This window comes from Aeromonas sp. PS2Canimalfood6 (genome assembly GCF_048276795.1).
GTDB classification, from domain to species: domain Bacteria; phylum Pseudomonadota; class Gammaproteobacteria; order Enterobacterales; family Aeromonadaceae; genus Aeromonas; species Aeromonas caviae.
The window spans coordinates 42,558-68,863 of the sequence record NZ_JBLUXC010000002.1 but is presented as its reverse complement, the minus strand read 5'-3'; the positions used below and the strand labels follow the sequence as shown (position 1 = coordinate 68,863).

Below are 26,306 nucleotides of genomic sequence, written 5' to 3'. Positions count from 1 at the left end.
CAGGCGCAGCAAATAGGGACAGTGATGGGAAATAAAGATGAAAAGGGTGCCATGGCGCCCTTTTCATTGCAGATCTGCCGTCAGGTCTTGCTCTGGCAGTTGAACATCCAGTGGGTGCCGAACTTGTCCACCAGGGATCCGAAATAGTCACCCCAGAACATCTCCGCCAGCGGCATCTCCACCTGGCCTCCCTCAGCCAGGGCCGCGAACAGGCGATCGGTCTCGCCCCGGCTGTCCGGCTCCAGGTTGAGGTAGCTGTTGTTGCCCTGCACCAGGGTGAACCCCATGCTGGCCGGAGCATCAGTGCCCATCAGCACGTGACCCCCAAGGATGGGCAGGGCCACATGCATCACCAGCTCCCCGTCTTCCTCCGATAAAGGGGGCTGGCCCGGGCAACCCGGGGACTCCTTGAACCTGTGGATGGGGCTGCTGAAGTCACCGCCGAACACTTCGCGATAGAAGAGGAAGGCAGCCTCCGTCTCCCGGGCAAAATTGAGATAGGTGCTGACACGCGCCATGGGTTTCTCCTTGTCACCGATAGCTGGCCCCTGTGGCCAGCTAACAGCATAGAAGAGCACGGGGCTCTGTCAGGTGGCGCTCCGCCCCCTTCTGCGCACGGGGGAGCCGCGCTCACAGCCCAGGCTCGGTCGAACACGCAAAAGTGCAACCCGATTCACAGTGGGTTGCACTTCATATAGGCATTCATAAGATGCATTGCCAACCCATTAATAATGCTGTGAAAAGCGGACAAGCGGCGGGCTTGAAAGGATCCCGATGGAGACCGTATTCATGGAAGAATTCAACAATGTAACCAATACATTAAAATTTCTTGCTTGAAGGTTGCACCTGGTTGCACCATCATCGGCGAAATTTAACCGTCCGGTAATATTGTTACCTTCTAGACACAGGAAGTCCCATGGCCACTACCACCCTCGGCGTCAAACTCGATGAAGCGACCCGCGACCGCCTCAAACAGGCTGCGCAGACCCTGGATCGCACTCCTCACTGGCTGATCAAGCAAGCCATCTTCACCTATCTGGAGCAACTGGATCGCGGTCTGACCCCGCCCGAGCACTCCGGGCTGGCTGCCGCCGCCGGGGAAGAGGCCGTCGAGACCCTGACCGAGCAGGGCATCCAGGTCTTCCTCGAGTTTGCCGAGAGCATTTTGCCCCAGTCCGTGCTGCGGGCCGCCATCACGGGGGCTTATCGCCGCCCCGAGACCGAAGCCGTGCCCATGCTGCTGGAGCAGGCCCGTCTGCCCAAGGAGAAGGCTGACGCGACCCAGAAGCTGGCCATGGGCATCGCCGAGAAGCTGCGCAACCAGAAGAGCGCCAGCGGCCGTCAGGGCCTGGTGCAGGGGCTGCTTCAGGAGTTCTCCCTCTCCTCCCAGGAAGGGGTGGCCCTGATGTGCCTGGCGGAGGCGCTGCTGCGCATCCCCGACAAGGCGACCCGGGATGCCCTCATCCGCGACAAGATAAGCGGCGGCAACTGGAGCCAGCACCTGGGCCAGAGCACCTCATTGTTCGTCAACGCGGCCTCCTGGGGTCTGCTCATCACCGGCAAGCTGGTGGCCACCCACAACGAGGCGGGCATGAACAGCTCCCTCAAGGGACTCATCGGCAAGGGGGGTGAGCCGCTCATCCGCAAGGGCGTCGACATGGCGATGCGCCTGATGGGTGAACAGTTCGTCACCGGCGAGACCATCGCCGAGGCGCTGGCGAACGCAGGCGGCATGGAGAGCAAAGGGTTCCGCTACTCCTACGACATGCTGGGGGAAGCGGCCCTGACCGAGGAGGACGCCAAACGCTATCTGGCCTCCTACGAGCAGGCCATCCACGCCATCGGCAAGGCCTCCCACGGTCGCGGCATCTACGAGGGGCCGGGCATCTCCATCAAGCTCTCCGCCCTGCATCCGCGCTACAGCCGCGCCCAGTACGATCGCGTCATGGAGGAGCTCTACCCCACCTTGCTGGGCCTGACCCAGCTCGCCAGGCAGTATGACATCGGCATCAACATCGACGCCGAGGAGGCCGATCGGCTGGAGATCTCCCTCGATCTGCTGGAGAAGCTTTGCTTCGATCCGTCCCTCGCCGACTGGAACGGCATCGGCTTCGTCATCCAGGCCTACCAGAAGCGCTGCCCCTATGTGATCGACTACGTCATCGATCTCGCCAAGCGCAGCCGTCACCGCCTGATGATCCGTCTGGTGAAGGGCGCCTACTGGGACAGCGAGATCAAGCGCGCCCAGCAGGAAGGGCTGGAAGGCTACCCGGTCTATACTCGCAAGCCCTACACGGACGTCTCCTACCTCGCCTGCGCCCGCAAGCTGCTGGCGGTGCCCGAGGCCATCTATCCCCAGTTCGCCACCCACAACGCCCACTCCCTGTCTGCCATCTATCAGCTGGCGGGTCAGAACTACTACCCGGGTCAGTACGAGTTCCAGTGCCTGCACGGCATGGGTGAACCGCTCTACGAACAGGTGGTCGGCAAGGTGGCCGACGGCAAGCTGGGTCGCCCCTGCCGCATCTATGCCCCGGTGGGCAGCCACGAGACCCTGCTCGCCTACCTGGTGCGCCGCCTGCTGGAGAACGGGGCCAACACCTCCTTCGTCAACCGCATCGCGGACAACAACATCTCCCTCTCGGATCTGGTGCAGGATCCGGTGCAGCAGATCGAGCAGATGGCCGCCCGTGAAGGGGCCTTGGGTCTGCCCCATCCGCGCATCCCCCTGCCACGGGATCTCTACGGCGAGGCCCGCCCGAACTCCGCAGGTCTGGATCTCGCGAACGAGCACCGCCTGGGGTCACTCTCCGCCGCCCTGCTCGCCAGCACCAACACCGCCTATCAGGCCGTGCCCATGCTGGGTTGCGACACCGAGGCGCCGACCCAGTTCCAGCCCGTGCTCAACCCGGCGGATCACCGCGATGTCGTCGGTCAGGTGAGCGAAGCCACGGTAGCGCTGGTGGACAAGGCGCTCGCCTGCTCCCTCACGAGCGGCCAGATCTGGCAGTCCACCCCGCCAGCCGAGCGGGCCGCCGTGCTGGACAGGGCTGCCGATCTGTTGGAATCCGAACTGCAACCCCTGATGGGCCTGCTGGTTCGCGAATCCGGCAAGACCTTTGCCAACGCCATCGCCGAGGTGCGCGAAGCGGTGGACTTCCTGCGCTACTACGCCGCCCAGGCGCGCAACCACTTCGCCAACGACACCCACAGACCGCTCGGCCCAGTGGTCTGCATCAGCCCCTGGAACTTCCCGCTGGCCATCTTCAGCGGCCAGGTGTGTGCGGCCCTGGCCGCCGGCAATACGGTGCTGGCCAAGCCTGCCGAGCAGACCCCCCTCATCGCGGCACAAGCGGTGCGCATCCTGCTGGAAGCGGGGGTTCCCGCCGGTGCGGTGCAACTGCTGCCGGGCCGTGGTGAGATCGTGGGTGCGGCGCTCATCGCGGACGAACGGGTGCGCGGCGTCATGTTCACCGGCTCCACCGAGGTGGCGGGCATCATCTCCCGCAACCTGGCCGGTCGCCTCGACGCCCAGGGTCGCACCATTCCCCTCATCGCCGAGACCGGCGGCCAGAACGCCATGATCGTCGACTCTTCCGCCTTGACCGAACAGGTGGTGATGGATGTCATCTCCTCGGCGTTCGACAGCGCCGGTCAGCGCTGCTCCGCCCTGCGAGTGCTGTGCGTGCAGGATGACGTGGCGGATCGGGTGATCCGGATGCTCAAGGGCGCCATGGCCGAGTACAAGGTCGGCAGCCCCGAGCACCTTTCCACCGACATCGGTCCCGTCATCGACGCCGAGGCCAAGGCCAACATCGAGCGCCACATCAAGGCCATGGGCGACAAGGGGCGCAAAGTGCACCAGATCGCCCGCACCCAGGGGGATGCCTGCAGCCGCGGCACCTTCGTGCTGCCGACCCTGATCGAGCTCGACAGCCTGGACGAACTGGGACGCGAAGTGTTCGGCCCTGTGCTGCACCTGGTCCGCTACCCGCGCACCCGGCTCGGGGAGTTGCTCGAGCAGATCAACGGCAGCGGCTACGGCCTGACCCTGGGTGTTCATACCCGCATCGACGAGACCATCGCCCAGGTGGTGAACGTGGCCAAGGTGGGCAACCTCTACGTCAACCGCAACATCGTGGGCGCCGTGGTCGGGGTGCAACCCTTCGGTGGGGAAGGGCTTTCCGGCACCGGTCCCAAGGCCGGTGGCCCGCTCTACATGTATCGCCTGCTCGGCGCCCGTCCCCAGGAAGCGGTGGCCAACCAGCTGCACCAGGAGTCCGGTGCCCTGCATGCCGAGGCGAAAGCCCCCCTCGTGGCCCTGCGCGACTGGGCGAGCAAGCAGGATCCGGCCCTCGCCGCCCTGTGCGATCACTACGCCGCGCTCTCCCAGAGCGGCCGTACCCAGCTGCTGACCGGCCCCACCGGCGAGCGCAACAGCTACAGCCTGCTGCCCCGGGAACGGGTGCTCTGTCTTGCCCAGGAGAAGGCCGACCTGCTGGCCCAGCTGGCCGCCTGTCTGGCGGTCGGCAGCCAGGTGCTGCTGCCGGACGATGCCCAGACACGCGCCCTGCTCTCTTCCCTGCCGACCGAGGTGCGGGATCCCATTGCGCTGGTGGCGGACTGGGCCACGGGGGAGACGGATTTCGATGCCCTGCTGCACCACGGCGACTCGGATCAGTTGCGGGAGGTGAGCAAGCTCGCCGCCGCGCGCCAGGCAGCCCGTAACGGCGCCATCATCGGTGTGCACGGCCTGCATCGCGGCGAGACCGACATCCCGCTGGAGCGCCTGCTCATCGAGCACGCCCTCTCGGTCAACACCGCCGCCGCCGGTGGCAACGCCAGCCTGATGACCATAGGCTAAGCGCCACATAGTGACGGAGACTCAAGCCCCGCCGATGCGGGGCTTGTTCTTTCGTCTATGGGACACGCCCATGAAAAAGGCCGCCCCTGTCGGGGCGGCCTTTTTGTTCTCCCTTCTCCCCTCGCGGGAGAAGGGTGGGGGATGAGGGGCGGCTCGCCTACACGTACTCCATAAAGACGCGGGAGGTGAGCTTGGTGATGAGCTCATAGGGAATGGTGCCGATCTGGTCGGCCACCCGCTCTACCGGCAGCCCTTCCCCCCAGAGCACAGCCTCGTCGCCCGCCTTGTCGGTGGCGCCGGGACCGAGATCCACCGTCGTCATGTCCATGGAGACGCGGCCCACCAGGGGCACGATGCGGCCATTGACCAGCACTGGCGTGCCGTTGGGGGCCATGCGCGGATAACCGTCGCCATAGCCGATGGCAATCACCCCGAGCCGGGTATCGCGATCCGACACCCAGTTGGCGCCATAGCCTACCGGCTCGCCCGCCTTGTGATCGCGCACCGCGATGAGCTGGGTCTTGAGGGTCATCACCGGCTGCAGGTCGTAATCGGCCGCCACCGTATTGGGGAACGGCGAGACGCCGTAGAGGATGACGCCGGGGCGCACCCAGTCGCAGTGGGAATCCGGCCAGGCCAGGATGCCCGCCGAGTTGGCCATGGCGCGCTCGCCCTTGAGCGGCGCAGTCAGCTGGCTGAACAGGTCGATCTGTTCGCGGGTGGTGGGCTGTTCCAGCTCATCGGAGCGGCTGAAGTGGGTCATGACGTTGAACGGCTGCACCACGTTCTTGCACTTGGCGAGGCGCTCGATAAAGGTGGGCATCTCCTCGGCCCGTACCCCGAGGCGGTGCATGCCGGTATCGAGCTTGAGCCAGGCCACCACGGGGGCAGGCAGCTCCGCCTGCTCCAGCGCCTCGAGCTGCTCCCAGGTGTGCACCGCGGTCTGCAGGTTGTTGGCCGCCAGCACCGGCAGGTCGGCGGCGCTGAAGAAGCCCTCCAGCAGCACGATGGGCTTGACCACGGCGCAGGAGCGCAGCATCAGCGCCTCTTCGATGCGGGCCACCGCGTAGGCGTCCGCATCCACCAGGGTGCGGGCGACCGGCAGCAGACCGTGACCGTAGGCGTTGGCCTTGACCACGGCAATGATCTTGCATTGGGGGGCGTGGCGTTTCACCACGGCGAGGTTGTGGCGCAGGGCCGCTGTATTGATCTGGGCGATAGCCGCTTTCATCTGTTTTCCCTTACGAGGGCATGATAATCAGGCACCGGGTGGTGTCAGCCCTCAAATCTCATCGTCTAAGGCCGGACCGGCAGAATTGTCGAACCGGGAAAACTGTTTATGGATGCCGGGAGCAGGCTCCCAGCTTACTTAGTAGTCATCATCAAACGCCGGGCCCGCGTAGTTGTCAAAGCGCGAGAACTGCCCCTGGAAGGTGAGCCGCACTCGTCCTATGGGGCCGTTACGCTGCTTGCCGATGATGATCTCGGCGATCCCCTTGTCGGGACTGTCGTCGTGATAGACCTCGTCGCGGTAGATGAACATGATCAAGTCCGCATCCTGCTCGATGGAGCCGGATTCCCGCAGATCCGAGTTGACCGGGCGCTTGTCAGCCCGCTGTTCCAGGCTTCGGTTCAGCTGGGAGAGCGCCACCACGGGGCACTGCAACTCTTTCGCCAGCGCCTTGAGGGAGCGGGAGATTTCACCGATTTCCAGAGTACGGTTGTCAGACAGCGCCGGCACCCGCATCAGTTGCAGGTAGTCCACCATGATCATGCTGATGCCGCCGTTGTCCCGCGCCACCCGACGGGCACGGGAGCGCACTTCGGTCGGGGTCAGGCCGGAGGAGTCGTCGATGTACATCTTCCCCTTCTCCAGCAGCAGCCCCATGGTGGAGGAGAGCCGCGCCCAATCCTCGTCGTCGAGCTGGCCGGTCCGCACCTTGGTCTGGTCGATGCGCCCCACCGAGGCGAGCATACGCATGATGATCTGCTCGGAGGGCATCTCGAGGGAGAAGATCAGCACCGGCTTGTCGGCGGTGAGGGCCGCGTGCTCGCACAGGTTCATGGCAAAGGTGGTCTTGCCCATGGAGGGACGGGCGGCGACGATGACCAGATCCGAACGCTGCAGGCCGGCGGTCATCTTGTCCAGATCGTTGTAGCCGGACGACACGCCGGTCACCCCGTTGTGGGGGGTCTTGAACAGCTCTTCAATCTTGTCGACGGTCTGCTCGAGGATGAGCTTCAGGGGCTGGGGGCCCTCGTTGGCGCTGGTGCGCTGCTCGGCGATCTGGAACACCTTGCTCTCGGCAAGATCCAGCAGATCGTTGGAGGTACGGCCCTGGGGCTCGTAGCCCGCTTCGACTATCTCGTTGGCGACCGAGATCATCTCCCGCACCACCGCCCGCTCACGCACGATCTCGGCGTAGGCACTGATGTTGGCGGCACTCGGGGTGTTCTTGGCGATCTCCACCAGATAGGCGAAGCCACCGGCCTCTTCCAGTTGCTCGGAGCGCTCGAGCTCCTCCTGCAGAGTGATGAGGTCGATGGGGTTGCCCGCGTTGGAGAGGCGGGTCATGGCCTGGAAGATCAGGCGGTGCGGGCGGCTGTAGAAATCCTTGTCGATCACCCGTTCGGCGACCCGATCCCAGGCCTCGTTGTCCAGCATCAGACCGCCCAGTACGGACTGTTCGGCCTCAAAAGAGTGGGGAGGTACTTTCAGCTGTTGTGTCTTGGCGTCTTTTTTCGCCGTCACTTGCTCTGCCATACACATAAAAACCGCAGCGGGAAGGGGACGGGAATTTTACAAAAGAAACCCCGCCATCGCGAGCGCTAATACGTCCCGTCATCGCATCCGGCGACAAGACGGGACCCTGGCCTCGTCAGCGTCATCCACTTCTGCGCCGCAGACCTGCCTCACAGTACGAGAAAGGGCCAGACCAGGGTCTGATCTTTCGTTCTTGCTCTTTGCTTGTTGCGCAACCTGCGCACCGAGCGACTCGGCCGTCTGTGTCTCATGGGCGCCTCCCCTGTCGGACGACTCAATCTGTTCATGAATAATTCATGCCATCCGTGATAATCATACCCGCAAGCTGCAACACAAAAAGGGACTGGCAGCCTGCCATGCGCCTCGCTGAGCTTGCACAAGCAGAGCATGCCCCCACCTACATGAGAGTGAAAGAGTCAAAATGAAAAAGATGCTGACCCTGTTTGCCCTGATCCTGGCCATTGGCCTTGGGGCACCCATCGCCGAGGCCAAGAAACTTGGTGGCGGCAAATCCTTTGGCAAGAGCTACAAGACGGCTCCGGCCCAACCTGCGGCCAAGCCGGTCGACACCAAGAACCCGACCGTGGGCGCCCAGGCACCCAAGAAAGGCGGCATGATGGGCGGCCTGCTGGGTGGTCTGCTGGCCGGCGGCCTGTTCGCCTACCTGCTGGGCAGCGGCGCCTTCGAAGGTCTGCAAGGGATGGACTTCCTGCTGATCGCCCTGCTGGCACTGGGCGGTGTCTTCCTGTTCCGAGCCCTGCGCAGGAACAAGGCGGCAGCGGCCCAGCCACAGACGGCCTATGCGGGCTATCAACCGCCCCAGAGCGCGGCCCCCCAGCAGTTCGAGCAGAGCCACAGCGCCCCGCAGGCCACCGGTTTTGCCGACAGCGACGTGCCCTTCCGTCTGCCCCCGGGCTTTGACATGAACGGCTTCCTGGCCGGTGCCCGCGATCACTACCGCACCCTGCAAGAGGCCTGGAACAAGAACGACCTGGAGAAGATCCGCGAGTACGTGAGCCCCGAGCTGTTCGAGCACCTCAAGGCCGAACGCGCCGAGCTCTCCGGTGAGCAGCACACCGAGGTGATGTACGTGGACACCCAGCTGGTCCGTGCCGACTACGGCAGCGACTGGGCCCAGGTGAGCGTGCGCTTCAGCGGCCGCTACATGGACCGTCAGGAGCAGGTCGAGGAGGATATCAAGGAGGTGTGGCACCTCGAGCGTGATCTCGCCAAGGACAATGCCCCCTGGCATATCGTCGGCATCGAGCAGCTCTAAGGTTCAACCGACCCATTTCATCAAGGCGACCTCAGGGTCGCCTTTTTATTGCCATCGGATTGTGTCATGCCCTATTTCGGGGCAGCTTCCCGTGGCCGGATATATTTCCCGAGAGACACTGCTGATGACATTGAAAATAAAAAGAGAGGCAGCCATGGCTGCCTCTCTTTTTTATTGGCTCGGGGTGCAGGGATTATTTGCAACCCTCTACCGAGGTGGAGTTGATATAGCTGACCTCGCCGGCCGGCTGATAATCGGCGACCTGAATGATCTTCTTCGCTGCGATATAATCCTTCAGCACACCGGCATCCACCAGACCGGCATTGATGGTGTCGATCTTCGGATAACCGTCACCACCGGCCGCGCTGAAGCTCGGGATGGAGAAGCTGTAGGTTGCTGCCGGATCGAAGGCCTTCCCGCCGATGGTGGCGATGTCCACGCTCTTGGCCTGGCAATCCACCGTCATCTTGATGCCGCCGAACTGGGCATAGCCACCGGTATTGGCGGTCTTGGTCGCGACCTGACCCAGGTAGGTCAGCAGCTCGTTGCCGCTCATGGTCGCCTTGTTGACGGTGTTGCCGAACGGATGCACGGTCAGCACGTCACGGTAGCTGATGTCCCCTGCCGCGATGGAGGCACGCACCCCACCGGAGTTGACGATGCCAAAGTCGGTGCTCAGCTTCTCGGCGGTCGCGGTGGTGATGAGACGACCCAGGTTGGTCTGCTTGTTGCGCACGTTGGCGCGCTCACCGTCCAGTACGCCATCGGTGGCACCGATGACCACACCCAGCTCCTGCTGTCCCTTCTCCTGATAGGTGAGCAGGGTGTTGTAGAGCTCGGGATCCTTGACGATCTCTTCTTGGATGAAATCACCGTCCGCGTTCTTCAGGTTGACCGGGATCAGATCGTACTGGGTCAGGGTCAGCTTGCCATTCTGATAGTCAAACTGGGCACGACCTACATACTTGCCCCACTCGTGAGCCTGCATGATCCAGGTGCCGTTCTGCTGATCCGGCTGGCAGTCGTCGCCCGGCTTGAAGTCGGCGTACTTGTCAGGGGTGCCCGGCTCCATGCAGACCGGGTTCTGGGAGTGACCACCGATGATGGCGTCCAGAGTACCTGCCGGCAGCGCACGGGCCATCTCCACGTCACCCGGTGCGTTGCTGCCGTGCTGACCATTCTCGTAATGGCCCATGTGGGTGATGGCAAGAACCAGGTTCGCCTCTTTGTTGTCGCGGATTTGCTTGCCGAGATTGGCGGCTTCCGTGGTCGGATCGCGGAACTCGAGGGTCTGGACGTTGTTGGGATCCACCAGCTGGGCGGTGTCCTCTGTGGTCAGACCCAGCACGGCGACCTTGAGGCCGCTCTCCAGCTTGAACACCTTGTAGGGATCGAAGTAGCGCTTGCCGCTCGTCTTGTCATAGATGTTGGCGGAGATCATCGGGAACTGGGCCCACTGGCGCTGTTTCTCGAGGATGGTCAGGGGGTTGTCGAACTCGTGGTTGCCCACCGCCATGGCATCGTAACGGATGCTGTTCATGGCCATGAAGTCCGGCTCTGCATCCTGCAGATCCGACTCCGGCACCCCGGTGTTGACGTCACCGCCGGAGAGCACCAGCACTTCGCTGCCCGCCGCTTTCGCCTCGGCACGCAGCCGCTCGACCAGGGTCTTCTGGGCCGCCATGCCATATTCGCCCTTGTCGTTGTGCCAGAAACGACCGTGGGTATCATTGGTATGCAAAATGGTCAGCTTGCAGACATTTTCGGTGCAGGGGGCGACGCTGTCGTTGCTTGAGGTATTGCAGCCGCTCAATGCGGCAAACACTGCCAGTGCGATACTTCCTTTGACAAATTTATAATTCATTTCCATATCACCTTGTTATTTTGTTATTGGACGACCCTATCCAGGATCGGGCGGTAATATAACAAACAACATGTGACGGTTTTTCATCGGCGACTCACAAATTCCGCCAAATGTGATCATCCACGCAACCTGTTTCCCCTATTTGGAACAGAGGCACCCCACTCGCAGAGCAATTTCCCCCATGATGGCAGCCCGCCGGTAACGGTTATGGCATACTGCCCGCCAATCAATGCCAAGGAGTGCCTGGAATGGCCAAGTACGACAAAATTTCCCCCGAAACCCAGCAGGAGGCGATGAAGATCGCCCGTGCCAACCAGAAGCCGGGGCAGACCAAGGAGCAAACCCAGCTCATCGCCCAGGGGATCCAGAAGGGCATAGACGAATACAAGAAACAGATGAAGGCGAAGGCCCGCGAGGCCAGCCGCCAGAAGAAACTGCAAGCCAAAGCCAGGCACTCTTCCCAAGAGACACCGGAAGAGGAGAGCGAAGCCGAGGTCAGCGAGCTCACCCGCCAGCACCCGCTGCCCTGGATCCTGCTGGTGCTGAGCTGGCTGGTATTTGCCGTGCTCTGGTTCTGGTTCCGCTGATCCTGCCCAGGCAAACCTTTGCCCTGCGATCCGCTTCACAGCCCGGGCGCGGGGGACTGGTCATTCCCCACCCGGACTGCCTACACTCTGCCCCCCCTTGTCAGGAGACACTCATCATGAACCCGGCCCCGCTCTATCTGCTGGCTCCCCTCGCCCTCTTCCTCGTGACCCTGGTGCTCTATCGCATCTCGCCACTGCGGGCGGTTGCCGCCGGCCATGCCCGCTGGTTTATCCTGCCCGCCTTCACCCTCTTTATCCTGCTCATCGTCATCAATGGCGCTGCGGATCCCGCCCTGAGAAGCCCTGCTTTCCACTGGCTGATGCCGGGGTTCGGCTTTGCCCTGAGCCTGTTCCCTGCCCTGCCCAAGGCACTGGTACCGCGCCTGGCTATCAAGGAGGGAGCCTTTGCTGCCCTGGGTCTGATGCTGATGAGCCTTGCCATGGTCTACTGATCGGCAAGCGCTGGCGTCACGATGGCGCCAGCCCCCTTCTTGTACAAAGAATGGCCTTCAGGCATCTTGGTGGGCGGATAACCGGCATGGAGGCCAGATGAACAATCCGCCCGATTTCATGGCACTGTGGGATTATCAGGATCCCGTTGCCAGCGCCCAGCGTTTTCAAGCACTGCTGCCCGAGGCGCGTGCCGCCAACCTGCAATGGGAGCTGGAGCTCCTCACCCAGATAGCCCGCACCCATTCGCTGCAACGCCAGTTTGCACAGGCGCACCAGCTGCTCGACGAGATAGAACCCCGCCTCACCGAGGCGACTCCACGGGCCCGCCTGCGCGCCTTGCTGGAGCGTGGCCGCACCTTCAACTCCGCCGGTGACAAGGCCAGCGCCAGAGCCCTGTTTGAACAGGCCTGGCAACTGGGAGAGCAGTACGAAGAGCACTATCTGGCCATCGATGCGGCCCACATGGTGGCCATCGCCGCCCCCCTGGAGGAGCAGAGCCACTGGCACCAGCTGGCGATGACCCTGGCCGAGCGCAGTCACGACAAGCGGGCGCGAGGCTGGCTCGCCACCCTCTATAACAATCAGGGCTGGACCCTGTTCGAGCTGGGTCGCCTCGACGAGGCCATCGCCTGTCAGCAAAAGTGCCTGGCCTGGCACGAGCAGCACAACAACCAGGGCAAAGCCTTTATCGCCCGCTGGAGTCTGGCGCGCCTGAGCCGGGCCCAGGATCGCCATGAACAGGCCATGGCCGAACTGGCGCAGTTGCGCGACGACATGACTGCCGCAGGCGCCCCCGAGGATGGCTATGTGTTCGAGGAGCTGGGGGAGAATGCGCTCTTGCTCAATGATCCCGCGGCGACCGAGTACTTTGCCCGTGCCTGGTTTCTGCTGTCACAGGATGGCTGGTTCACCGCTAACGAGGCAGAACGACTGGCCAGGCTCAAGCTGCTCGCCAAACTCTGATAAGCGTGCGGGGCGACCAATTGGCCGCCCCGCACATCAGCATGTCTGCCCGGGAGTAGAGGTGACGGCTCAGGCCGGACTCGCCTCTTCCCAGCTCTGCTTCTTGCGATAAATCGTGGAAGGGCTTATTTCCAGCAGGGCCGCCGCCTTGGGGATGTTGCCGTCACAACTGGCGATGGCCTGCTCGATGGCCTCCTTTTCCACCTGCCAGAGCGGACGGACCTGCCTGCGAACGACGACGGATTCTGACTGGGGATCCGCGATCCCGACCACAGGCTCCGGGGCCAGGGTTCGCCCCCCGTTGAGGGGAGGTGGCAGGATATCCGGGCTCACCAGCTCGCCATCGTTGAGCACCACTATGTTGCGCACCACGTTTTGCAGCTCGCGCACGTTGCCGGGCCAGGGGTAGTCGAGCAGCACCTGCACTGCGTCCGCATCAAAGTCCCTGAACCGCTTGTTCTCCTCACCGGCATAACGCAATAGCAACTCCCGGGCCAGCAGCAGGATGTCCTCTCCCCGCTCCCTCAGGGGGGGCAGCGCCAGCGGGATCACGTGCAGGCGGTAGTAAAGGTCTTCACGAAACCGTCCGGCCTTGACCTCCACCAGGGGATCCCGGTTGGTGGCGCAGACAAAGCGCACATCCACCGTCTCCAGCTTGCCGCTGCCGACCCGCTGCAGGGTGCCGGTCTGGATGAAACGCAGCAGCTTGCTCTGCAGGTCGAGATCCATCTCGCAGATCTCGTCGAGGAAGAGGGTACCGCCGTCCGCCAGACTGGCCGCCCCCTTGCGATCCCCCTGGGCACCGGTAAACGACCCCTTCACGTGGCCGAAGATCTCGCTCTCCATCAGGTCATGGGGAATGGCGGCGCAGTTGAGGGCGATGAAGGGCTGATCCCGACGCGGGCTGCACTGGTGGATGGCCTCGGCGCACACCTCCTTGCCGGTGCCGCTCTCGCCAGTGATGAAGACGGTGGCCTTGCTCGGCGCCGCGCTCTCGATGATGCGATAGACCGCCTGCATCGCCATGGAGGCGCCGATGAAACCGGCAAAGGAGCTGCGCTCGAAGTTTTCCCGATACTGGGCCACCAGCGAGCTGAGCTGCTGGTGCTTCAGGGCATTGCGCGCCGTGGCGCACAGGCGCTTGCCATCGAACGGCTTGGTGAGAAAATCGAAGGCCCCGAACCGCATCGCCTCCACCGCCACATCCACCGAGCCGTGAGCGGTGATCACCACCACGGAGCAGGGCAGTTGCCGCTCCGTGATCTGCTGCAAGATGTCCATGCCGGACATGTCGGGCAACTCCAGGTCGAGCAGCACCACGGGGGGCGGGCTTGCCAGCAATTGTGCCAAAGCCTGCTGGCCACAATCTGCCAGCTGCACCTCGTAGCCATCCTGGGCCAGATACTGCTCATAGACGACCGCCAGACTGCGGGTATCTTCCACCAACAGGACACGGGGTTTGCTTTCAGCCACGAGATCCATCCTTGCGCTTGATTTTGTTGTCTATTCTGGGGGCTAGCCGCCACACACTCAAGACGGCCTCATCGCTTTATCCGGGGGATTGCGACAATACACAAGCAAAAACGGCTCCCTGGGGAGCCGTTTTTATGGTGCTTTGAGCTTATTTCTTGGCGTTGTCGCCATCGGCAGCCGGTTTTTCGATGGCCAGCAGCTCTACGTCAAACACCAGCACGGCGTTGGCCGGGATGGAACCTGCACCGTGCTCGCCATAGGCCAGCTTGGACGGCAGGAAGAACTTGAACTTGGAGCCGACCGGCATCAGTTGCACCCCTTCGGTCCAGCCCGGGATCACCTGGTTGAGCGGGAAGGTAGCCGGCTCGCCGCGATCGACGGAGCTGTCAAACTTGGTGCCATCGGTCAGGGTACCGGTGTAGTGCACCTTGACGATGTCGGTGGCCTTCGGCTTGGCGCCGTCACCCATCTTCTCGACCTGATATTGCAGGCCGGACTCGGTGCTCTTCACGCCCTCTTTCTTGGCGTTGGCAGCCAGGAACTCTTCACCCTTCTTCAGGTTTTCCACGGCATCCTTGTCGGCCTTCGCCTTGGTCAGCTCGTTGATCTTGGCGTCGTATTCCTGCAGAACCTTCTGGATCTCCTCGTCGGTCATCTTGGCTTCTTTGCCCAGACCGTCGGTGACACCCTTCAGGATCACGGTGTTGTCCAGCTTGATGCCGAGCTCCTGCTGGCGCTCCAGGGTATTGGCGATATAACGACCCATGGAGAGGCCGATCGCATAGCCGGATTGCTCTTCAAAGCTCTTGGCCTCAGCCTTGGGGGCCTCTGCCGGCTTGCTGGCTTCTGCCTTGACCTCTGCGGTGTTGGTCGCAGCAGGTTTCTCATCTTTTTGGCAAGCAGTCAGACCGACGGCAACCGCCGCAGCCAACAGGGACACCTTCAGAAAATTGTTCATCAGTTTCTCCAAAACTCTAAATACCGCTCTCGGTTCCTTCGTGAAATGAGAGGTTTATCGTGATAAGCGCCTTATACTAACGCCGTGATCGCAGGTAACGAAAGCATGAGACAGGAAAAATGATCAAAAGTGCCATTTATCTCATCGGTATTTGCCTGATGCTGACGGGGTGCGAACAACGCTCACTTCCCAGCCAGCAGATCCGCCTCGCCAACCAGGGTCTGCTGAGCGCGGATCTCGCCAGTTCCGGCAAGCTCGCGCTCGTCTCCAGCCTGGGTCAGGGCACTGTGGTGTGGGATCTGGAACAGGGCAAGGAGCGCTGGCGCTGGCGCCAGAGCGATGACCAGGAGGAGTTCGTCACCCTGACCCGCTTTTCCCCCGATGACAGCCATGCCATCACCGCCACCCAGCACACCTTCGCCATCTGGCGCTTGCAGGATGGCCGCTCCCAGGGTTACTACTCCCTGCCAGAATCCCCCCTGCGCGATGCGGCGATCTCGGCGGATGGCCGCCAGGTGCTCATCGGCCGTGAAGACGGCAAGGCGGAAGTGGTCGACACCCAGACCGGACGCCGGCTGCAATTCCTCGGCCACACCGAACAGGTCAACACGGTGGATCTCTCCCCCAATGGTCGCTATGCCCTCACCGGCGGCAACGATTACAGCGCCTATCTGTGGGATACCCGCACGGGCCAGGTGGTGTGGCGCTTCAACCACGCCGGGCGAGTGGTGATGGCGAGACTGGATCCGTCCGGACGCTTCGCCTTCACCGCAGACAGTCGCCAGGCCAGCATCTGGGATCTCAAAACCGGCAAGGAGCACAGCCGGTTGCAATACGATCACCGCTTTGAGGTCTACACCAGCGCCCGCTTCGCCAACGGCGGCAACTGGCTCATCACCGGCGCCCCCTCCCGCCAGCTCACTCTGTGGCAGGTGAGTGACGGCCAGCCGTTGCAGAGCTGGCGCGTCTCGCCCCATCCCAAGGTGAAACCGCCGAGCGCTGTGGTCTATGGCGTGGCTTTGCGCGACAATGACCACCTCGTCAGTGCCAGCTCCAGTGGCCTGGCTGAAATCTGGACTATCAAGTAAGGACCAAAAGGCCCATGAGTCAGCAACTAAACGAACGCCTCGAAACCCTGGAAAGCCGCCTCGCTTTTGCCGAATACACGGTGGAGCAGCTCAACGACGAGGTCACCACCCAGGGTCGCGAGCTGGACCGGCTCAAACACCAGATCCATCTACTGGTGGATAAATTGCAGAGCGTACAGCCGAGCCAGATCGCCAGCATGGCCGAAGAGACGCCGCCACCGCACTACTGATGAGTGCCAGCCATAAAAAAACCCGCGCCATGCGCGGGTTTTTTTATCATCGGCCAGGCCGTGATCAGTGCTGATGGCCCTTGCCACCACAACCGCCACCACCGCAGCAACCACCGTGACCGTGATCGTCGCCGTGATCGTGTGCATGGTTGTGACCATGGCCACCACAGCAGCCACCGTGGTCATGATCGTGATCATGGCCGTGATCATGGTCATGACCGCAGCCACCAGCGCCGTGCACATGGCCATGGGCCAGCTCTTCGGCGGTCGCGGCACGCACGTCCTTGATCTCGACCTTGAAGCCCAGGGTCACGCCAGCCAGGGGATGATTGCCGTCCACCTTGATGAACTCCTCGGACACCTCGATGACGGTCACCGGGCGGTGGCCGTCGTCGGTCTCGGCCACAAAAGTATCCCCTTCAGACACTTCCATACCGTCGAACAGCTCGCCGGGCACTTCCTGCACCAGATTCTCGTCGTACTCGCCATAGGCCTGGTTCGGCGTCAGGGTGACGTCGAACGCCTCGCCCACGCTGCGACCTTCCAGCTCGGCTTCGAGGCCGGAGACCAGGTAACGGGTACCGTGCAGATACACCAGCGGCTCTTTACCGACAGTGGTGTCGATGACTTCACCGTGTTCGTCGGTGACCGTGTATTCCAGCGTAACCACGCTCAGGGGAGCTACTTTCATGTCAGGGATCCTGCGGATAGAAAAAAACGGGCTCAGAATACCTCAAAAAGGCAGACAAGCATATGGTCGGCCCGGCTTCAGTGTGATGAAAAAGTCATCAACAGCGACCAACCTGACCGGCGTACCATCACCTTGAGGCATGGCACTCACTCGGGACGAAACACCCCAATCACCTGCTCCGCCTCGCGCGTCACCTTGTCCACCTGCTCCTGGGTCTGCACCTGGGTATCCCCGCACTCGACACAGGTCACCTTCTCGACTCCATGCTCCATATACAGCATCATGGTGTCCATCTTGCCGCACGCCGGGCAAACCGCCCCGGCAATGAAGCGTTTTTTACGTCTGGTTTCCATTTTCGTTACCTCCAGGCAGCATCATATCAGGGTTTTTACATGCATCACGCCATCGAATATCAGCATTTTTCCACTTCCACCCTTCAGGTCGGCCCCCGCAAGCGCTCCCCCATGGGCCAATTGCTGCGAGTCACTCAGGGGGCGGCGCTGCTGAAATTGGGTGCCCATGAGCTGCTGCTGACACCTGGCAGCCACTTCTGGCTCTGTGCCGATGCCCTCGCCGCCTTCACCCCTCTGGCTGACTGCCAGCATGATCTGCTGGCCTGCTCCGTTCGGGTGCCCCAGCCCGCCCAGGCTGGCTGGTTGCAGGCAAGCCCGTTGATGGACGCACTGCTGGACAGCCTGGCGGCCTGGTCACGCCCCCGTGACTGGCAAGCCCCCTATGGGCAGCGGCTGCAAGTGATAGGGGATGAGTTGCACGGCTGCACCATCTCGTCACTGGGGGATCAGGCACTGCAAGATGCCTGGCAAGCCCTGGCCAGAGCGCAGCCGGATAGCGTGGCTGCCTGGCAGACCCTGCTGGGCACTCGCGGTCTCGAGGGCCCGGACGCCCGGGCACTGAAGGATCAGTGGCAACTGTTGCAGGGGATTCGCCTGCTGCGAAGCGGCAGCACGCCGTCACAGGTGGTGAGCAGGCTGGGTTATCGGGATGAAAGCGCGCTGGCCGAGGCTCATCTGCAATGGCTCGGGGCGCCCCTCTCCCCTCAGCCGTCCGCGACCCGATAAGAGAGGCATAAAAGGATGGCAAAAGAAATCCAGTTTTGCGGCTCACCGCCGCTAACAACAAAGGAGTCATTCATGTCACCATCTTTTATGCTGAACACCCGATTGACCGTCACCGACTAGATCAACAGGACATCCGCCATGACGAGCAAGGCCAACCAATCCCAGGGCATGTTGCTGTTTCATCTCTCGGCCAAGCAATCCTTCGCCATCGGCACCCTCAAGGTGAAAGAGATAGTGCCCTACACCCAGCTCACCGCCCTGCCACAATCCCATCCCACCGTGCTCGGCGCCGCAAGCATGCGTGGCACCACCATCCCGGTGATCGACATGGCCATGGCGGTGGGTTATCGCCCGATCAGCAAGGAAGAGATGCCGCACTGCTTCATCATCATCACCGACTGCCGCCGTACCCTGGTGGGCTTTCTGGTGCGCGGCATCGACAAGATCACCGAGTGCAACTGGCGCGACATCGAGCCGCCGCCCGCCACCCTCGGCCACAACGTGTTCGTCACCGGCGTGACCCGGGTGGGAGAACAGTTGATCCAGTTGCTGGATGTGGAGCTCATCCTGTCGCGGGTCTATCCGGACGATCCCAGCCATCTCTACCCCGTGCTGACCGACGTGCAGCGCGAGCGGCTCAAGCCGATGCGGATCCTGCTGGTGGACGACTCCTCCGTCGCCCGTCGCCAGCTCATGGCGGCGCTCGATTACATCAACATCCCCTACGAGGTCTGCACCAACGGACGTGACGCCCTCACCCTGATGCAGACACGGGTCTCCCAGGGCACGCGGATAGACATCCTGGTGAGCGATATCGAGATGCCGGGGCTGGATGGTTACGAGCTGGCCTTCGAGGTGCAGAGCGATGCCAAGCTGGCGGGAGCCTACATCATCCTGCACACCTCCCTCTCCAGCGAGATCAGCGTGGAGCGGGCCCATCAGGTCGGCGCCCACGAGGCGCTCACCAAGTTTGAAGCCAACGAACTGATCCAGGCCATGCTGCGCGGCGCCGAGCACCACGATCGTCTGCTGGCCTGATGTCGCGGCGAGCCAAGGGCTCGCCGCCCCCTTTTCCTCCTTGCTCTTCCGAGTCGCTGCATGTTGACAGAAAGCCACTTCCACGCCCCCTGGTGGGCGCGCAACCCCCATCTGCAAACCATTTTGCCCAAGTGGCTGCGCCGCTCGCCTGCCCGCTTCATCCAGGAGCGCTTCGAACTCCCGGACGGCGATTTCGTCGATCTGGCCTGGAGCGGCGAACCCGGCCAGGATGAACAACCCCTGGTGGTGGTGTTCCACGGACTGGAGGGGAGCATTCACTCCCACTATGCCAAGGGGCTCTTTGCCCACCTGCAGCGACAAGGGAACGAGGCGGTGCTGATGCACTTTCGGGGGTGCAGTGGCGAGCCGAATCGGCTGCTGCAGGCCTATCACTCAGGCGCCATCGAGGACGCCCAGACGGTGATTGCCGAGCTGGGGCGGCGTTTTCCTGGCCGCCCCCTGGTCGCCATCGGCTATTCCCTGGGGGGCAACATGCTGGTCAATCTGCTGGCGCGGGCCTGCCCGGCACCATTGAAGGCGGCGGTGGTAGTGTCGGCCCCGCTGCAACTGGCAAGCTGTGCCGATCGGGTCAATCAGGGTTTCTCACGGGTCTATCAGAACTACCTGCTGCGGACCATGCGAACCAACCTGCAAAGCAAGATCCGGCGCCAGAGCGCAGCACGGGCGCGCTGGCAGCCGGCCCAGATCACCCGCATCGCCACACTGAGGGAGTTCGACGAGCTGGTGACGGCACCGCTCCATGGTTTCGAAAGCGCCGATCACTACTACCAGACCTGCTCCGGCCTGGGCCTGCTGGCCCGCATTCCCATCCCGACCCTCGTCATTCACGCCGCCGACGATCCCTTCATGACCGATGCCGTCATTCCGGCGGCGGAGCAGCTCTCCCCTCTGGTGCGCTACGAGCTGAGCCGCCAGGGCGGCCACGTGGGCTTCCTGCACGGCTCCCCCTGGCGCCCCCGCTTCTGGCTGGATGAGCGCATCAGCCAGTGGTTGCGGGAGCAGACTCAGGGTGCGAGCCGATAACCGTTGCGCCCCTCTTCCTTGGCCTGATAGAGGGCACTATCGACTCGCTCGAGCAACATGACGAGGCTCTCCCCGGTTCGCCACTGGGCTATCCCCTGGCTCAGGGTGAGGTGGGGGGAAACGTCGGAATCCTCATGGGGCAGAGCCCTGGCCGCCAGCGTAGCGCGAATGCGCTCCGCCACCTCCTGGCCACCGGCCAGCGTCGTCTCCTGCAGCAACACCACGAACTCCTCTCCCCCGTAGCGCGCAACCAGATCGCCGGGCTCCCGTACACTTCCCTCCAGGCACTCGGCCACCAGGATCAGGCACTCATCCCCCGCCTGATGCCCATAGCGATCGTTGTAGCGCTTGAAGAAATCCACATCGAGCAGGATCACGGTGAGCGGTACATCCTGGGTGGTGCCTTGCGCAATGGCACGCTTGCACGCCTGATCGAAGTGGCGACGGTTGGCAATGCCGGTAAGGGGATCCCGGTGAGCCATGGCATTCATCTTGTTTGCCAGCATCAGGTTGTCGTGCTCCCTTGACACCGCAAGCTCGAACCAGCCGTTGAGCATGCGCCGCCCCGTCTCCAGCACCACCAGCAAGACCCCGACCACAATGGTGTTGACCAGAACAAAAGGATCAGGGCTCCAGGAGGCTCTCATCAGCAAGAACAGCAGGGGGACCGACACCAGGGCGTAAAACAGCCGCACATCGCAATACGCGGCGACGAGACCGGTCAGCAGCAGGCTGACCATGTTGAAAATGAAGCTGAAGCCCCCCTTCAAGTCGACGATCGAGATGGTGTAACCCACCATGGCCCAGGCCAATCCCCAGGAAAGGACGCAGACGTACAGGGAGCCCTGCCAGATGACATGGGATTGACGGGAGAGCCAGCCCCACCCGAGCGGCAGCAGCAGGCCAACACCTATCATGGCAAAGAGCTGCCATTTGTATGACCAGGGCAGGTTGCCGACCAGTACCAGGTGTGCATCCCGATAGATGTAGAAGCGGGTCAGCAGAAATACGAGGGCGATGAGATTGATGACCCAGTACCAGCGCAAACCGGCGCTCAGGGCGCGGCGGCGGGCATCGAACAGGTGCGGTTCGAATTGACTGGAGGGTCGGCGTGCGTCAATGGATTGCATGGCACCCCTCGTCCAAAACGAGACAAATCCCTTGCGCTTGCCGACCAGACATCGACAATATCCGCAACCCACTGAGTGAAGATGAAATCATGATTATCCCCTGGCAAGAACTGGAGCCGGACACCCTCACCAACCTGCTCGAACACTTTGTGCTGCAAGAAGGCACCGAATACGGTGAACAGGATGTCAGCCTGACCGACAAGGTCGAAGCAGTCAGGCAACAATTGCTACAAGGTAGCGCCGTGCTTGTCTATAGCGAGCTGCACGAAAGTGTCAATGTCGTCCCAAAGACTCATTTAAGCAAGTCACCCACTGACGACTTCCCCCAAGCGTAACGCGGTCACGGCTTATCGGGCGGCTCACCCCGCCCTCCACCTATCCAGCTCACATCATCAGGCCGCATGGCCAGTTCGCCATCCAGCAGCACCTATTCCAACGTACCCAGAGCACAGGGCAGCCCTCGTTCACCGCTATTGCCGGGAAGCGTGGTGGCTGCAGGAGGATGACGGCGCACTTGACCGCACTTTGGGCCACCCCTTATAACGGAACTCCCAAGGAAGAGAGAATTCTATGTCGGCCAAGCATCCCATCATCGCGGTCACCGGTTCGTCCGGTGCCGGTACTTCCACCTCCACCAACGCCTTTCGCTCCATGTTCCACCAGCTTGGATACAAGGCGGCCGTGGTCGAGGGGGACAGTTTTCACCGCTACACCAGGCCCGAGATGGACGTGGCGATCCGCAAGGCCCGGGAGCAGGGGCGGCATATCAGCTACTTCGGCCCGGAGGCCAACGATTTCGGTCTGCTGGAGTCCTTTTTCCAGGAGTATGGCCAGAGCGGCACAGGCCAATACCGGCGCTATCTGCACAGCTTCGACGAGGCAGTGCCTTTCAACCAGATGCCTGGCACCTTCACCCCCTGGCAGGATCTGCCCGGCGAGACGGATCTGTTGTTCTACGAAGGACTGCATGGCGGCGTGGTCACGGGGGAGCACAACGTGGCGCGGCACGTGGACTTTCTCATCGGCGTGGTGCCCATCGTCAACCTGGAGTGGATCCAGAAGCTCATTCGCGACACCTCGGAACGCGGCCACTCCCGCGAGGCGGTGACCGACTCCATCGTGCGTTCCATGGACGACTACATCAACTTCATCACGCCGCAGTTCTCCCGCACCCACATCAACTTCCAGCGGGTGCCGACCGTCGATACTTCCAACCCCTTCAGCGCCAAGGTGATACCCAGCCTGGACGAGAGTATGCTGGTGATCAGGTTTCGGGGCATCAAGCAGGTGGACTTCCCCTACCTGCTGTCGATGATTGACGGCGCCTTCATGTCCAGGATGAACACCATCGTCGTGCCGGGTGGCAAGATGGGCTTCGCAATGGAACTGATCCTGCGCCCCCTGATCCAGCAACTGATCGAAACGGGCAAGATCACCTGAGCCAAGGAGCTTAACGATGCGCGCTGCACTTCTCTCATTCACGCTGGCAACCCTGCTGGGGGGTTGCAGCTCCGGCCCCGCCGCACCCACGGTCGAAACGGGCACCATGGTGGTTCGCCCGGCGGAGCATTGGACCTACGGGGCGACACCACGCTATGCGCTGGCCGAACAATTCCAGTATGCGGGCAACAGCGCCGCGCCCTGGCTCGAGCCGGTACAGCAGGCCGTCATCCGGCAGCTGGACGGCAAAGGCTGGCGCAGCGTTCCCCTGGATGAGGCCGACGTCTGGGTCGCCATCGGGGTAGCTGGCAGCCAGGACATGAGCGATGGTGAGATCTTCTCCCGCCTCGGCATGACACCGGGCCTGAACGCCGCCGCCAATGCCCGCAAGGGGACCCTGGCCGTCGTGCTGCTCGACGGGCATAGCCAGAAAGCGGTGTGGAGCAGCGCCATCCAGCTCGCCAGCGACGTGCCTGTCGCAGAGGAGGCCCGTGGCCAGCTTAGCCAGCAACTGGCCGCCCAGTTGCTGGGCTCGCTACCGTCAGAGTGATGTCTCTTTCAACAAAAACGGCCTGCTTCACGCAGGCCGTTTTCCATGCACGCCGTGACGGCATCAGGGTCACTTCAACTCGCAGGTCAGCTGGGTCACACCGCTCTTGACCAGGGTAGCCTGCTTGTCCTGACGGGAGAAGGTAGTCACCCCGTCGGAATAGCTGGCAGTCTCTTTGGGCGACTCGATGCGCCCCAGCTTGTGATAGACACCGGCATAAGGGAACTGCACCATGTCGGCCTGGGCATCATAGGTGATGGCCAGCAACTCTTCCCCGCACTGATACTGGCTGTATTGATACTGGGTCGGCTGCGGCATGCTGCAGGCGGCCAGACCGAACAGGGGAAGCAACATCATCATTTTTTTCATCGCACTTTCCTTATGTCATGGCGTTATCGACGGGACAAACTATAGCGGTCAACCCTCAAGGATTTGATAACTATGGGTAATTTCTACCGCTTTTTCCAACATCAGGGAAACTGAACAATATTTTTCCATGGACAGATCCACCGCACGGGCGACCTGCTTCTCCGCCAGACCCTTGCCGGTCACCACGAACTTGAGGTGGATCTGCTCAAATACCCGGGGAACGGTATCGGCGCGGGTCCCTTCCAGTTCGACATGGCAGGCGGTCACGGACTGACGGGCCTTCTCCAGGATAGAGACCACATCGATGGAGCTGCAACCGCCGACAGCCAGCAGGATCATCTCCATCGGGCTGGCACCTTCACCCGGGTTGGCGCCATCCAGGGTCACCTGATGACCGGACTCGCTCTCTCCCACAAACTTCATGCCTTCCACCCAGCTGACCTTGGCTTTCATCTCTCACTTTCCTCTCAATGACGACGGTTCTAACGCCCATAGCATACCTCAAGCCGGGGTCGAGTGGCACATGCGCCAGGATCTTGCCCGTTCCCGACGATAAAGCCCCGTTTTGCGGCGACAAGCCTCTCCTGCGAAACGGACGACGACCCAAAGGGAAATAGATCGAAATCAACATCCGACCTCCTCTTCTTGCCTAGAATGCCCCGGACGACGCAGCAGATGGCGGCTCACCGGTGGACGGCAAAACCCCAAAGCCTTGTCAGCACAGGCAAAGGCTCTTATTCTACTGCGACCAAAGAGTAAGGAATGGCAAGCTTGGCAACTTGCCTGGACGCACAGTCCATAAAAATGACACTACAGAGGAAGTCTCATGATCATTGGCAAACCGCAAAGCGATCCCACCCTTGAGTGGTTCTTGTCGCATTGCCACATTCATAAGTATCCCGCCAAGAGCACCCTGATCCACGCCGGTGAAAAAGCGGAAACCCTCTACTACATCGTCAAGGGCACCGTCGCCGTCCTGATCAAGGATGACGAAGGCAAGGAGATGATCCTCTCCTACCTGAATCAGGGGGATTTCCTGGGCGAGATGGGGATGTTCGAAGAGAACGAGAATCCGGAGCGTTCCGCCTGGGTACGTGCCAAAGGCGCCTGTGAAGTCGCCGAGATCTCCTACAAGAAGTTCCGCCAGCTGATCCAGGTCAACCCGGACATCCTGATGCGTCTATCCGGTCAAATGGCCAAGCGCCTGCAGCACACCAGCCAGAAGGTCGGCAACCTCGCCTTCCTGGACGTGACCGGCCGCATTGCCCAGACCCTGCTCAACCTGGCCAAACAGCCGGATGCCATGACCCACCCGGATGGCATGCAGATCAAGATCACCCGCCAGGAGATCGGCCAGATCGTCGGCTGCTCCCGTGAAACCGTCGGCCGCATCCTCAAGATGCTGGAAGAGCAGGAGCTCATCTCCGCCCACGGCAAGACCATAGTGGTGTTTGGTACCCGATGACCGGGTTCCGCCGACGGCGCCCGCACAGCGCCGTTGGATAAAAAGGCTGCCCATGGCAGCCTTTTCCGATCCTCTCCCCTATAATCCCGAGCGCCCCGCCGTCATGGCCTTCGCCAAGAGAACTCCTATGCACCTTCAATGCCCCCTTTGCCGCAGCCCCCTGCACCTTCATGCCGCCTCCCGCGGGGTCTATTGCGACAACAAGCACCACTTCGATCCCGCACCGGAAGGCTATCTGGACCTCATCCCCGGCAAGAAGAACCCCAAGGACAGCGACAGCCGGGCCCTGCTGCGCGCCAAGCGCCGCTTCCTGGAACAAGGCCACCAGCTGCCTCTGGTGGACGCCATGGCGAACCTGCTCGCTCCTCTTGGCGAGCGCGAGCTTGTCCACCTCGGCTGTGGCGAGGGGTACTACTGCCGCGCCCTGGCTGAGCGGCTGTCCGGCTGGCAGGTCGGCGGTTTCGATCTGGCCAAGAATGCCATCTTCGCCGCCAACAAGGCGCAACCGGAAGGCCAGTTCGTCATCGCCGACCCGGCGCGCGCCCCGCTGCTGCCTGGCACGGCCCAGGTGCTGCTGGTCAACGACCTCAAGGTCAAGACGGAACTCCTGGTCAGCTGGCTGGCACCGGGCGGCTATCTGCTCCACGTGCAGCCCGGCCCTCGCCATCAGTGGCAATTGCGCGTCAGCCTCAATCCGGTGAGCATGGAACATCCCCTGAGCTGGCCCGCCCTCACCGGGCTTGTCAGTGTTGCCCAGCAACGCGCCCAGTTCAGTACGGCGCTGGATCAGGGCCTGCGCGAGCACATTCTGGAGACCAGTCGCCTCGGCTGGCGTGCCAGCGGCGAGCAGCGCCACGCCTTCACCCACCAGGGGCCCGACGCCCTCGAGCAGGATCTGCTGCTCAGCCTGTGGCAAAAACCGCTGTGAACCGGTGACATACCATGAAAAAAAGCCCTGACGGGCCTTTTTGACAAAGCGA

26 protein-coding genes are annotated in these 26,306 nt (G+C 62.2%); 15 read left to right on the top strand and 11 right to left on the bottom strand.

Features of this window, described 5'->3' with window-relative positions; all coding sequences use genetic code 11:
- Nucleotides 1-80: 80 nt before the first annotated feature.
- Nucleotides 81-518: a VOC family protein gene (locus tag ACNPAA_RS01295; RefSeq protein ID WP_200164527.1), complete on the bottom strand. Its 438-nt coding sequence runs from the start codon at nucleotides 516-518 to the stop codon at nucleotides 81-83.
- A gap of 398 nt (nucleotides 519-916) precedes the next feature.
- Between ACNPAA_RS01295 and putA the strand changes: the two genes are divergently transcribed.
- A complete protein-coding gene (gene putA, locus ACNPAA_RS01290; protein ID WP_417891522.1) occupies nucleotides 917-4,864 on the top strand; it encodes a trifunctional transcriptional regulator/proline dehydrogenase/L-glutamate gamma-semialdehyde dehydrogenase in 3,948 nt (1,315 codons plus the stop codon).
- Nucleotides 4,865-5,021: 157 nt separating this feature from the next.
- On the opposite strand, the gene alr is transcribed toward putA, so the two are convergent.
- Both alr and dnaB read right to left on the bottom strand, forming a co-directional pair.
- Nucleotides 5,022-6,095 carry an alanine racemase gene (gene alr, locus ACNPAA_RS01285; protein ID WP_201871804.1) on the bottom strand — a complete coding sequence of 358 codons (1,074 nt, stop codon included), beginning with the start codon at nucleotides 6,093-6,095 and terminating at the stop codon, nucleotides 5,022-5,024.
- A gap of 138 nt (nucleotides 6,096-6,233) precedes the next feature.
- Complete coding sequence (gene dnaB / locus ACNPAA_RS01280) at nucleotides 6,234-7,628, bottom strand: replicative DNA helicase (RefSeq protein WP_039040054.1); 1,395 nt, start codon at nucleotides 7,626-7,628, stop codon at nucleotides 6,234-6,236.
- A 421-nt stretch (nucleotides 7,629-8,049) separates the two neighbouring features.
- Between dnaB and ACNPAA_RS01275 the strand changes: the two genes are divergently transcribed.
- Complete coding sequence (locus ACNPAA_RS01275) at nucleotides 8,050-8,904, top strand: Tim44 domain-containing protein (protein ID WP_010673257.1); 855 nt, start codon at nucleotides 8,050-8,052, stop codon at nucleotides 8,902-8,904.
- Between the two features lie 193 nt (nucleotides 8,905-9,097).
- On the opposite strand, the gene ushA is transcribed toward ACNPAA_RS01275, so the two are convergent.
- Entirely contained in the window at nucleotides 9,098-10,768 is a 1,671-nt protein-coding gene (gene ushA, locus ACNPAA_RS01270) for a bifunctional UDP-sugar hydrolase/5'-nucleotidase UshA (RefSeq protein ID WP_201871806.1), read from the bottom strand.
- 248 nt (nucleotides 10,769-11,016) lie between these two features.
- On the opposite strand from ushA, the gene ACNPAA_RS01265 reads away from it, so the two are divergent.
- From ACNPAA_RS01265 to ACNPAA_RS01255, 3 genes are all read left to right on the top strand, one after another.
- Nucleotides 11,017-11,355 (top strand): DUF2956 domain-containing protein, encoded by a 339-nt coding sequence (locus ACNPAA_RS01265; protein WP_201871808.1) that lies wholly within the window; start codon nucleotides 11,017-11,019, stop codon nucleotides 11,353-11,355.
- Nucleotides 11,356-11,471: 116 nt separating this feature from the next.
- On the top strand, nucleotides 11,472-11,807 hold the full coding sequence (locus tag ACNPAA_RS01260; RefSeq protein ID WP_010673254.1) for a hypothetical protein: 336 nt from the start codon (nucleotides 11,472-11,474) through the stop codon (nucleotides 11,805-11,807).
- Nucleotides 11,808-11,904: 97 nt separating this feature from the next.
- Nucleotides 11,905-12,771 carry a tetratricopeptide repeat protein gene (locus ACNPAA_RS01255; RefSeq protein ID WP_109111701.1) on the top strand — a complete coding sequence of 289 codons (867 nt, stop codon included), beginning with the start codon at nucleotides 11,905-11,907 and terminating at the stop codon, nucleotides 12,769-12,771.
- A gap of 69 nt (nucleotides 12,772-12,840) precedes the next feature.
- Here ACNPAA_RS01255 and ACNPAA_RS01250 read toward each other — a convergent pair whose 3' ends face one another.
- Complete coding sequence (locus ACNPAA_RS01250; protein ID WP_109111731.1) at nucleotides 12,841-14,244, bottom strand: sigma-54-dependent transcriptional regulator; 1,404 nt, start codon at nucleotides 14,242-14,244, stop codon at nucleotides 12,841-12,843.
- 148 nt (nucleotides 14,245-14,392) lie between these two features.
- Nucleotides 14,393-15,202 (bottom strand): FKBP-type peptidyl-prolyl cis-trans isomerase, encoded by an 810-nt coding sequence (fkpA, locus tag ACNPAA_RS01245; protein WP_029313875.1) that lies wholly within the window; start codon nucleotides 15,200-15,202, stop codon nucleotides 14,393-14,395.
- A 119-nt stretch (nucleotides 15,203-15,321) separates the two neighbouring features.
- On the opposite strand from fkpA, the gene ACNPAA_RS01240 reads away from it, so the two are divergent.
- A complete protein-coding gene (locus tag ACNPAA_RS01240; protein ID WP_104454674.1) occupies nucleotides 15,322-16,290 on the top strand; it encodes a WD40 repeat domain-containing protein in 969 nt (322 codons plus the stop codon).
- Nucleotides 16,291-16,304: 14 nt separating this feature from the next.
- Entirely contained in the window at nucleotides 16,305-16,520 is a 216-nt protein-coding gene (locus ACNPAA_RS01235) for a SlyX family protein (RefSeq protein WP_010673249.1), read from the top strand.
- Nucleotides 16,521-16,584: 64 nt separating this feature from the next.
- Here the strand turns inward: ACNPAA_RS01235 and slyD are convergent, their stop codons facing one another.
- Nucleotides 16,585-17,211: a peptidylprolyl isomerase gene (gene slyD, locus ACNPAA_RS01230; RefSeq protein WP_052815183.1), complete on the bottom strand. Its 627-nt coding sequence runs from the start codon at nucleotides 17,209-17,211 to the stop codon at nucleotides 16,585-16,587.
- 146 nt (nucleotides 17,212-17,357) lie between these two features.
- The gene (locus ACNPAA_RS01225) at nucleotides 17,358-17,564 is read right to left on the bottom strand and encodes a YheV family putative zinc ribbon protein (protein ID WP_039040049.1); all 207 of its coding nucleotides are present in this window, start codon (nucleotides 17,562-17,564) and stop codon (nucleotides 17,358-17,360) included.
- 39 nt (nucleotides 17,565-17,603) lie between these two features.
- On the opposite strand from ACNPAA_RS01225, the gene ACNPAA_RS01220 reads away from it, so the two are divergent.
- From ACNPAA_RS01220 to ACNPAA_RS01210, 3 genes are all read left to right on the top strand, one after another.
- Nucleotides 17,604-18,290: a hypothetical protein gene (locus ACNPAA_RS01220; RefSeq protein WP_128272273.1), complete on the top strand. Its 687-nt coding sequence runs from the start codon at nucleotides 17,604-17,606 to the stop codon at nucleotides 18,288-18,290.
- 138 nt (nucleotides 18,291-18,428) lie between these two features.
- The gene (locus tag ACNPAA_RS01215) at nucleotides 18,429-19,328 is read left to right on the top strand and encodes a chemotaxis protein (RefSeq protein WP_417891521.1); all 900 of its coding nucleotides are present in this window, start codon (nucleotides 18,429-18,431) and stop codon (nucleotides 19,326-19,328) included.
- A gap of 60 nt (nucleotides 19,329-19,388) precedes the next feature.
- Nucleotides 19,389-20,372: a hydrolase gene (locus tag ACNPAA_RS01210; RefSeq protein ID WP_417891520.1), complete on the top strand. Its 984-nt coding sequence runs from the start codon at nucleotides 19,389-19,391 to the stop codon at nucleotides 20,370-20,372.
- On the opposite strand, the gene ACNPAA_RS01205 is transcribed toward ACNPAA_RS01210, so the two are convergent.
- Nucleotides 20,354-21,502, bottom strand: coding sequence for a membrane-associated sensor domain-containing protein (locus tag ACNPAA_RS01205; RefSeq protein WP_417891519.1), 1,149 nt, complete (start codon nucleotides 21,500-21,502; stop codon nucleotides 20,354-20,356). The genes ACNPAA_RS01210 and ACNPAA_RS01205 overlap by 19 nt on opposite strands.
- A gap of 89 nt (nucleotides 21,503-21,591) precedes the next feature.
- On the opposite strand from ACNPAA_RS01205, the gene ACNPAA_RS01200 reads away from it, so the two are divergent.
- The 3 genes from ACNPAA_RS01200 (at nucleotide 21,592) to ACNPAA_RS01190 (ending at nucleotide 23,492) form a co-directional block, all read left to right on the top strand.
- Nucleotides 21,592-21,837: a YheU family protein gene (locus ACNPAA_RS01200; RefSeq protein WP_010673242.1), complete on the top strand. Its 246-nt coding sequence runs from the start codon at nucleotides 21,592-21,594 to the stop codon at nucleotides 21,835-21,837.
- 235 nt (nucleotides 21,838-22,072) lie between these two features.
- Nucleotides 22,073-22,942 (top strand): phosphoribulokinase, encoded by an 870-nt coding sequence (locus ACNPAA_RS01195; RefSeq protein WP_010673241.1) that lies wholly within the window; start codon nucleotides 22,073-22,075, stop codon nucleotides 22,940-22,942.
- A gap of 16 nt (nucleotides 22,943-22,958) precedes the next feature.
- Nucleotides 22,959-23,492, top strand: a complete 534-nt coding sequence (locus ACNPAA_RS01190; RefSeq protein WP_042881272.1) for a lipoprotein — start codon at nucleotides 22,959-22,961, stop codon at nucleotides 23,490-23,492.
- Between the two features lie 69 nt (nucleotides 23,493-23,561).
- Here ACNPAA_RS01190 and ACNPAA_RS01185 read toward each other — a convergent pair whose 3' ends face one another.
- Nucleotides 23,562-23,861: a hypothetical protein gene (locus tag ACNPAA_RS01185; protein WP_010673239.1), complete on the bottom strand. Its 300-nt coding sequence runs from the start codon at nucleotides 23,859-23,861 to the stop codon at nucleotides 23,562-23,564.
- A gap of 48 nt (nucleotides 23,862-23,909) precedes the next feature.
- On the bottom strand, nucleotides 23,910-24,314 hold the full coding sequence (locus ACNPAA_RS01180) for an OsmC family protein (RefSeq protein WP_010673238.1): 405 nt from the start codon (nucleotides 24,312-24,314) through the stop codon (nucleotides 23,910-23,912).
- A gap of 373 nt (nucleotides 24,315-24,687) precedes the next feature.
- Here ACNPAA_RS01180 and crp point away from each other — a divergent pair, with 373 nt between their 5' ends.
- Both crp and ACNPAA_RS01170 read left to right on the top strand, forming a co-directional pair.
- Nucleotides 24,688-25,326: a cAMP-activated global transcriptional regulator CRP gene (gene crp / locus ACNPAA_RS01175; protein ID WP_010673237.1), complete on the top strand. Its 639-nt coding sequence runs from the start codon at nucleotides 24,688-24,690 to the stop codon at nucleotides 25,324-25,326.
- A 127-nt stretch (nucleotides 25,327-25,453) separates the two neighbouring features.
- Nucleotides 25,454-26,254 (top strand): putative RNA methyltransferase, encoded by an 801-nt coding sequence (locus ACNPAA_RS01170; RefSeq protein ID WP_113069754.1) that lies wholly within the window; start codon nucleotides 25,454-25,456, stop codon nucleotides 26,252-26,254.
- Nucleotides 26,255-26,306 lie beyond the last annotated feature (52 nt).

Bases quoted from the DNA above. Each gene is read 5' to 3' on its own strand.
- alr (WP_201871804.1), bottom strand. From the start codon at position 6,095: ATGAAAGCGGCTATCGCCCAGATCAATACAGCGGCCCTGCGCCACAAC.
- crp (WP_010673237.1), top strand. From the start codon at position 24,688: ATGATCATTGGCAAACCGCAAAGCGATCCCACCCTTGAGTGGTTCTTG.
- ACNPAA_RS01260 (WP_010673254.1), top strand. From the start codon at position 11,472: ATGAACCCGGCCCCGCTCTATCTGCTGGCTCCCCTCGCCCTCTTCCTC.
- ACNPAA_RS01275 (WP_010673257.1), top strand. From the start codon at position 8,050: ATGAAAAAGATGCTGACCCTGTTTGCCCTGATCCTGGCCATTGGCCTT.
- ACNPAA_RS01210 (WP_417891520.1), top strand. From the start codon at position 19,389: ATGTTGACAGAAAGCCACTTCCACGCCCCCTGGTGGGCGCGCAACCCC.
- ACNPAA_RS01180 (WP_010673238.1), bottom strand. From the start codon at position 24,314: ATGAAAGCCAAGGTCAGCTGGGTGGAAGGCATGAAGTTTGTGGGAGAG.
- dnaB (WP_039040054.1), bottom strand. From the start codon at position 7,628: ATGGCAGAGCAAGTGACGGCGAAAAAAGACGCCAAGACACAACAGCTG.
- ACNPAA_RS01190 (WP_042881272.1), top strand. From the start codon at position 22,959: ATGCGCGCTGCACTTCTCTCATTCACGCTGGCAACCCTGCTGGGGGGT.
- ACNPAA_RS01295 (WP_200164527.1), bottom strand. From the start codon at position 518: ATGGCGCGTGTCAGCACCTATCTCAATTTTGCCCGGGAGACGGAGGCT.
- fkpA (WP_029313875.1), bottom strand. From the start codon at position 15,202: ATGAACAATTTTCTGAAGGTGTCCCTGTTGGCTGCGGCGGTTGCCGTC.
- ACNPAA_RS01215 (WP_417891521.1), top strand. From the start codon at position 18,429: ATGACGAGCAAGGCCAACCAATCCCAGGGCATGTTGCTGTTTCATCTC.
- ACNPAA_RS01235 (WP_010673249.1), top strand. From the start codon at position 16,305: ATGAGTCAGCAACTAAACGAACGCCTCGAAACCCTGGAAAGCCGCCTC.
- ACNPAA_RS01225 (WP_039040049.1), bottom strand. From the start codon at position 17,564: ATGGAAACCAGACGTAAAAAACGCTTCATTGCCGGGGCGGTTTGCCCG.
- ACNPAA_RS01240 (WP_104454674.1), top strand. From the start codon at position 15,322: ATGATCAAAAGTGCCATTTATCTCATCGGTATTTGCCTGATGCTGACG.
- ACNPAA_RS01200 (WP_010673242.1), top strand. From the start codon at position 21,592: ATGATTATCCCCTGGCAAGAACTGGAGCCGGACACCCTCACCAACCTG.
- ACNPAA_RS01205 (WP_417891519.1), bottom strand. From the start codon at position 21,502: ATGCAATCCATTGACGCACGCCGACCCTCCAGTCAATTCGAACCGCAC.
- putA (WP_417891522.1), top strand. From the start codon at position 917: ATGGCCACTACCACCCTCGGCGTCAAACTCGATGAAGCGACCCGCGAC.
- ACNPAA_RS01220 (WP_128272273.1), top strand. From the start codon at position 17,604: ATGCATCACGCCATCGAATATCAGCATTTTTCCACTTCCACCCTTCAG.
- ACNPAA_RS01185 (WP_010673239.1), bottom strand. From the start codon at position 23,861: ATGAAAAAAATGATGATGTTGCTTCCCCTGTTCGGTCTGGCCGCCTGC.
- ushA (WP_201871806.1), bottom strand. From the start codon at position 10,768: ATGAATTATAAATTTGTCAAAGGAAGTATCGCACTGGCAGTGTTTGCC.
- ACNPAA_RS01265 (WP_201871808.1), top strand. From the start codon at position 11,017: ATGGCCAAGTACGACAAAATTTCCCCCGAAACCCAGCAGGAGGCGATG.
- ACNPAA_RS01170 (WP_113069754.1), top strand. From the start codon at position 25,454: ATGCACCTTCAATGCCCCCTTTGCCGCAGCCCCCTGCACCTTCATGCC.
- ACNPAA_RS01255 (WP_109111701.1), top strand. From the start codon at position 11,905: ATGAACAATCCGCCCGATTTCATGGCACTGTGGGATTATCAGGATCCC.
- ACNPAA_RS01195 (WP_010673241.1), top strand. From the start codon at position 22,073: ATGTCGGCCAAGCATCCCATCATCGCGGTCACCGGTTCGTCCGGTGCC.
- slyD (WP_052815183.1), bottom strand. From the start codon at position 17,211: ATGAAAGTAGCTCCCCTGAGCGTGGTTACGCTGGAATACACGGTCACC.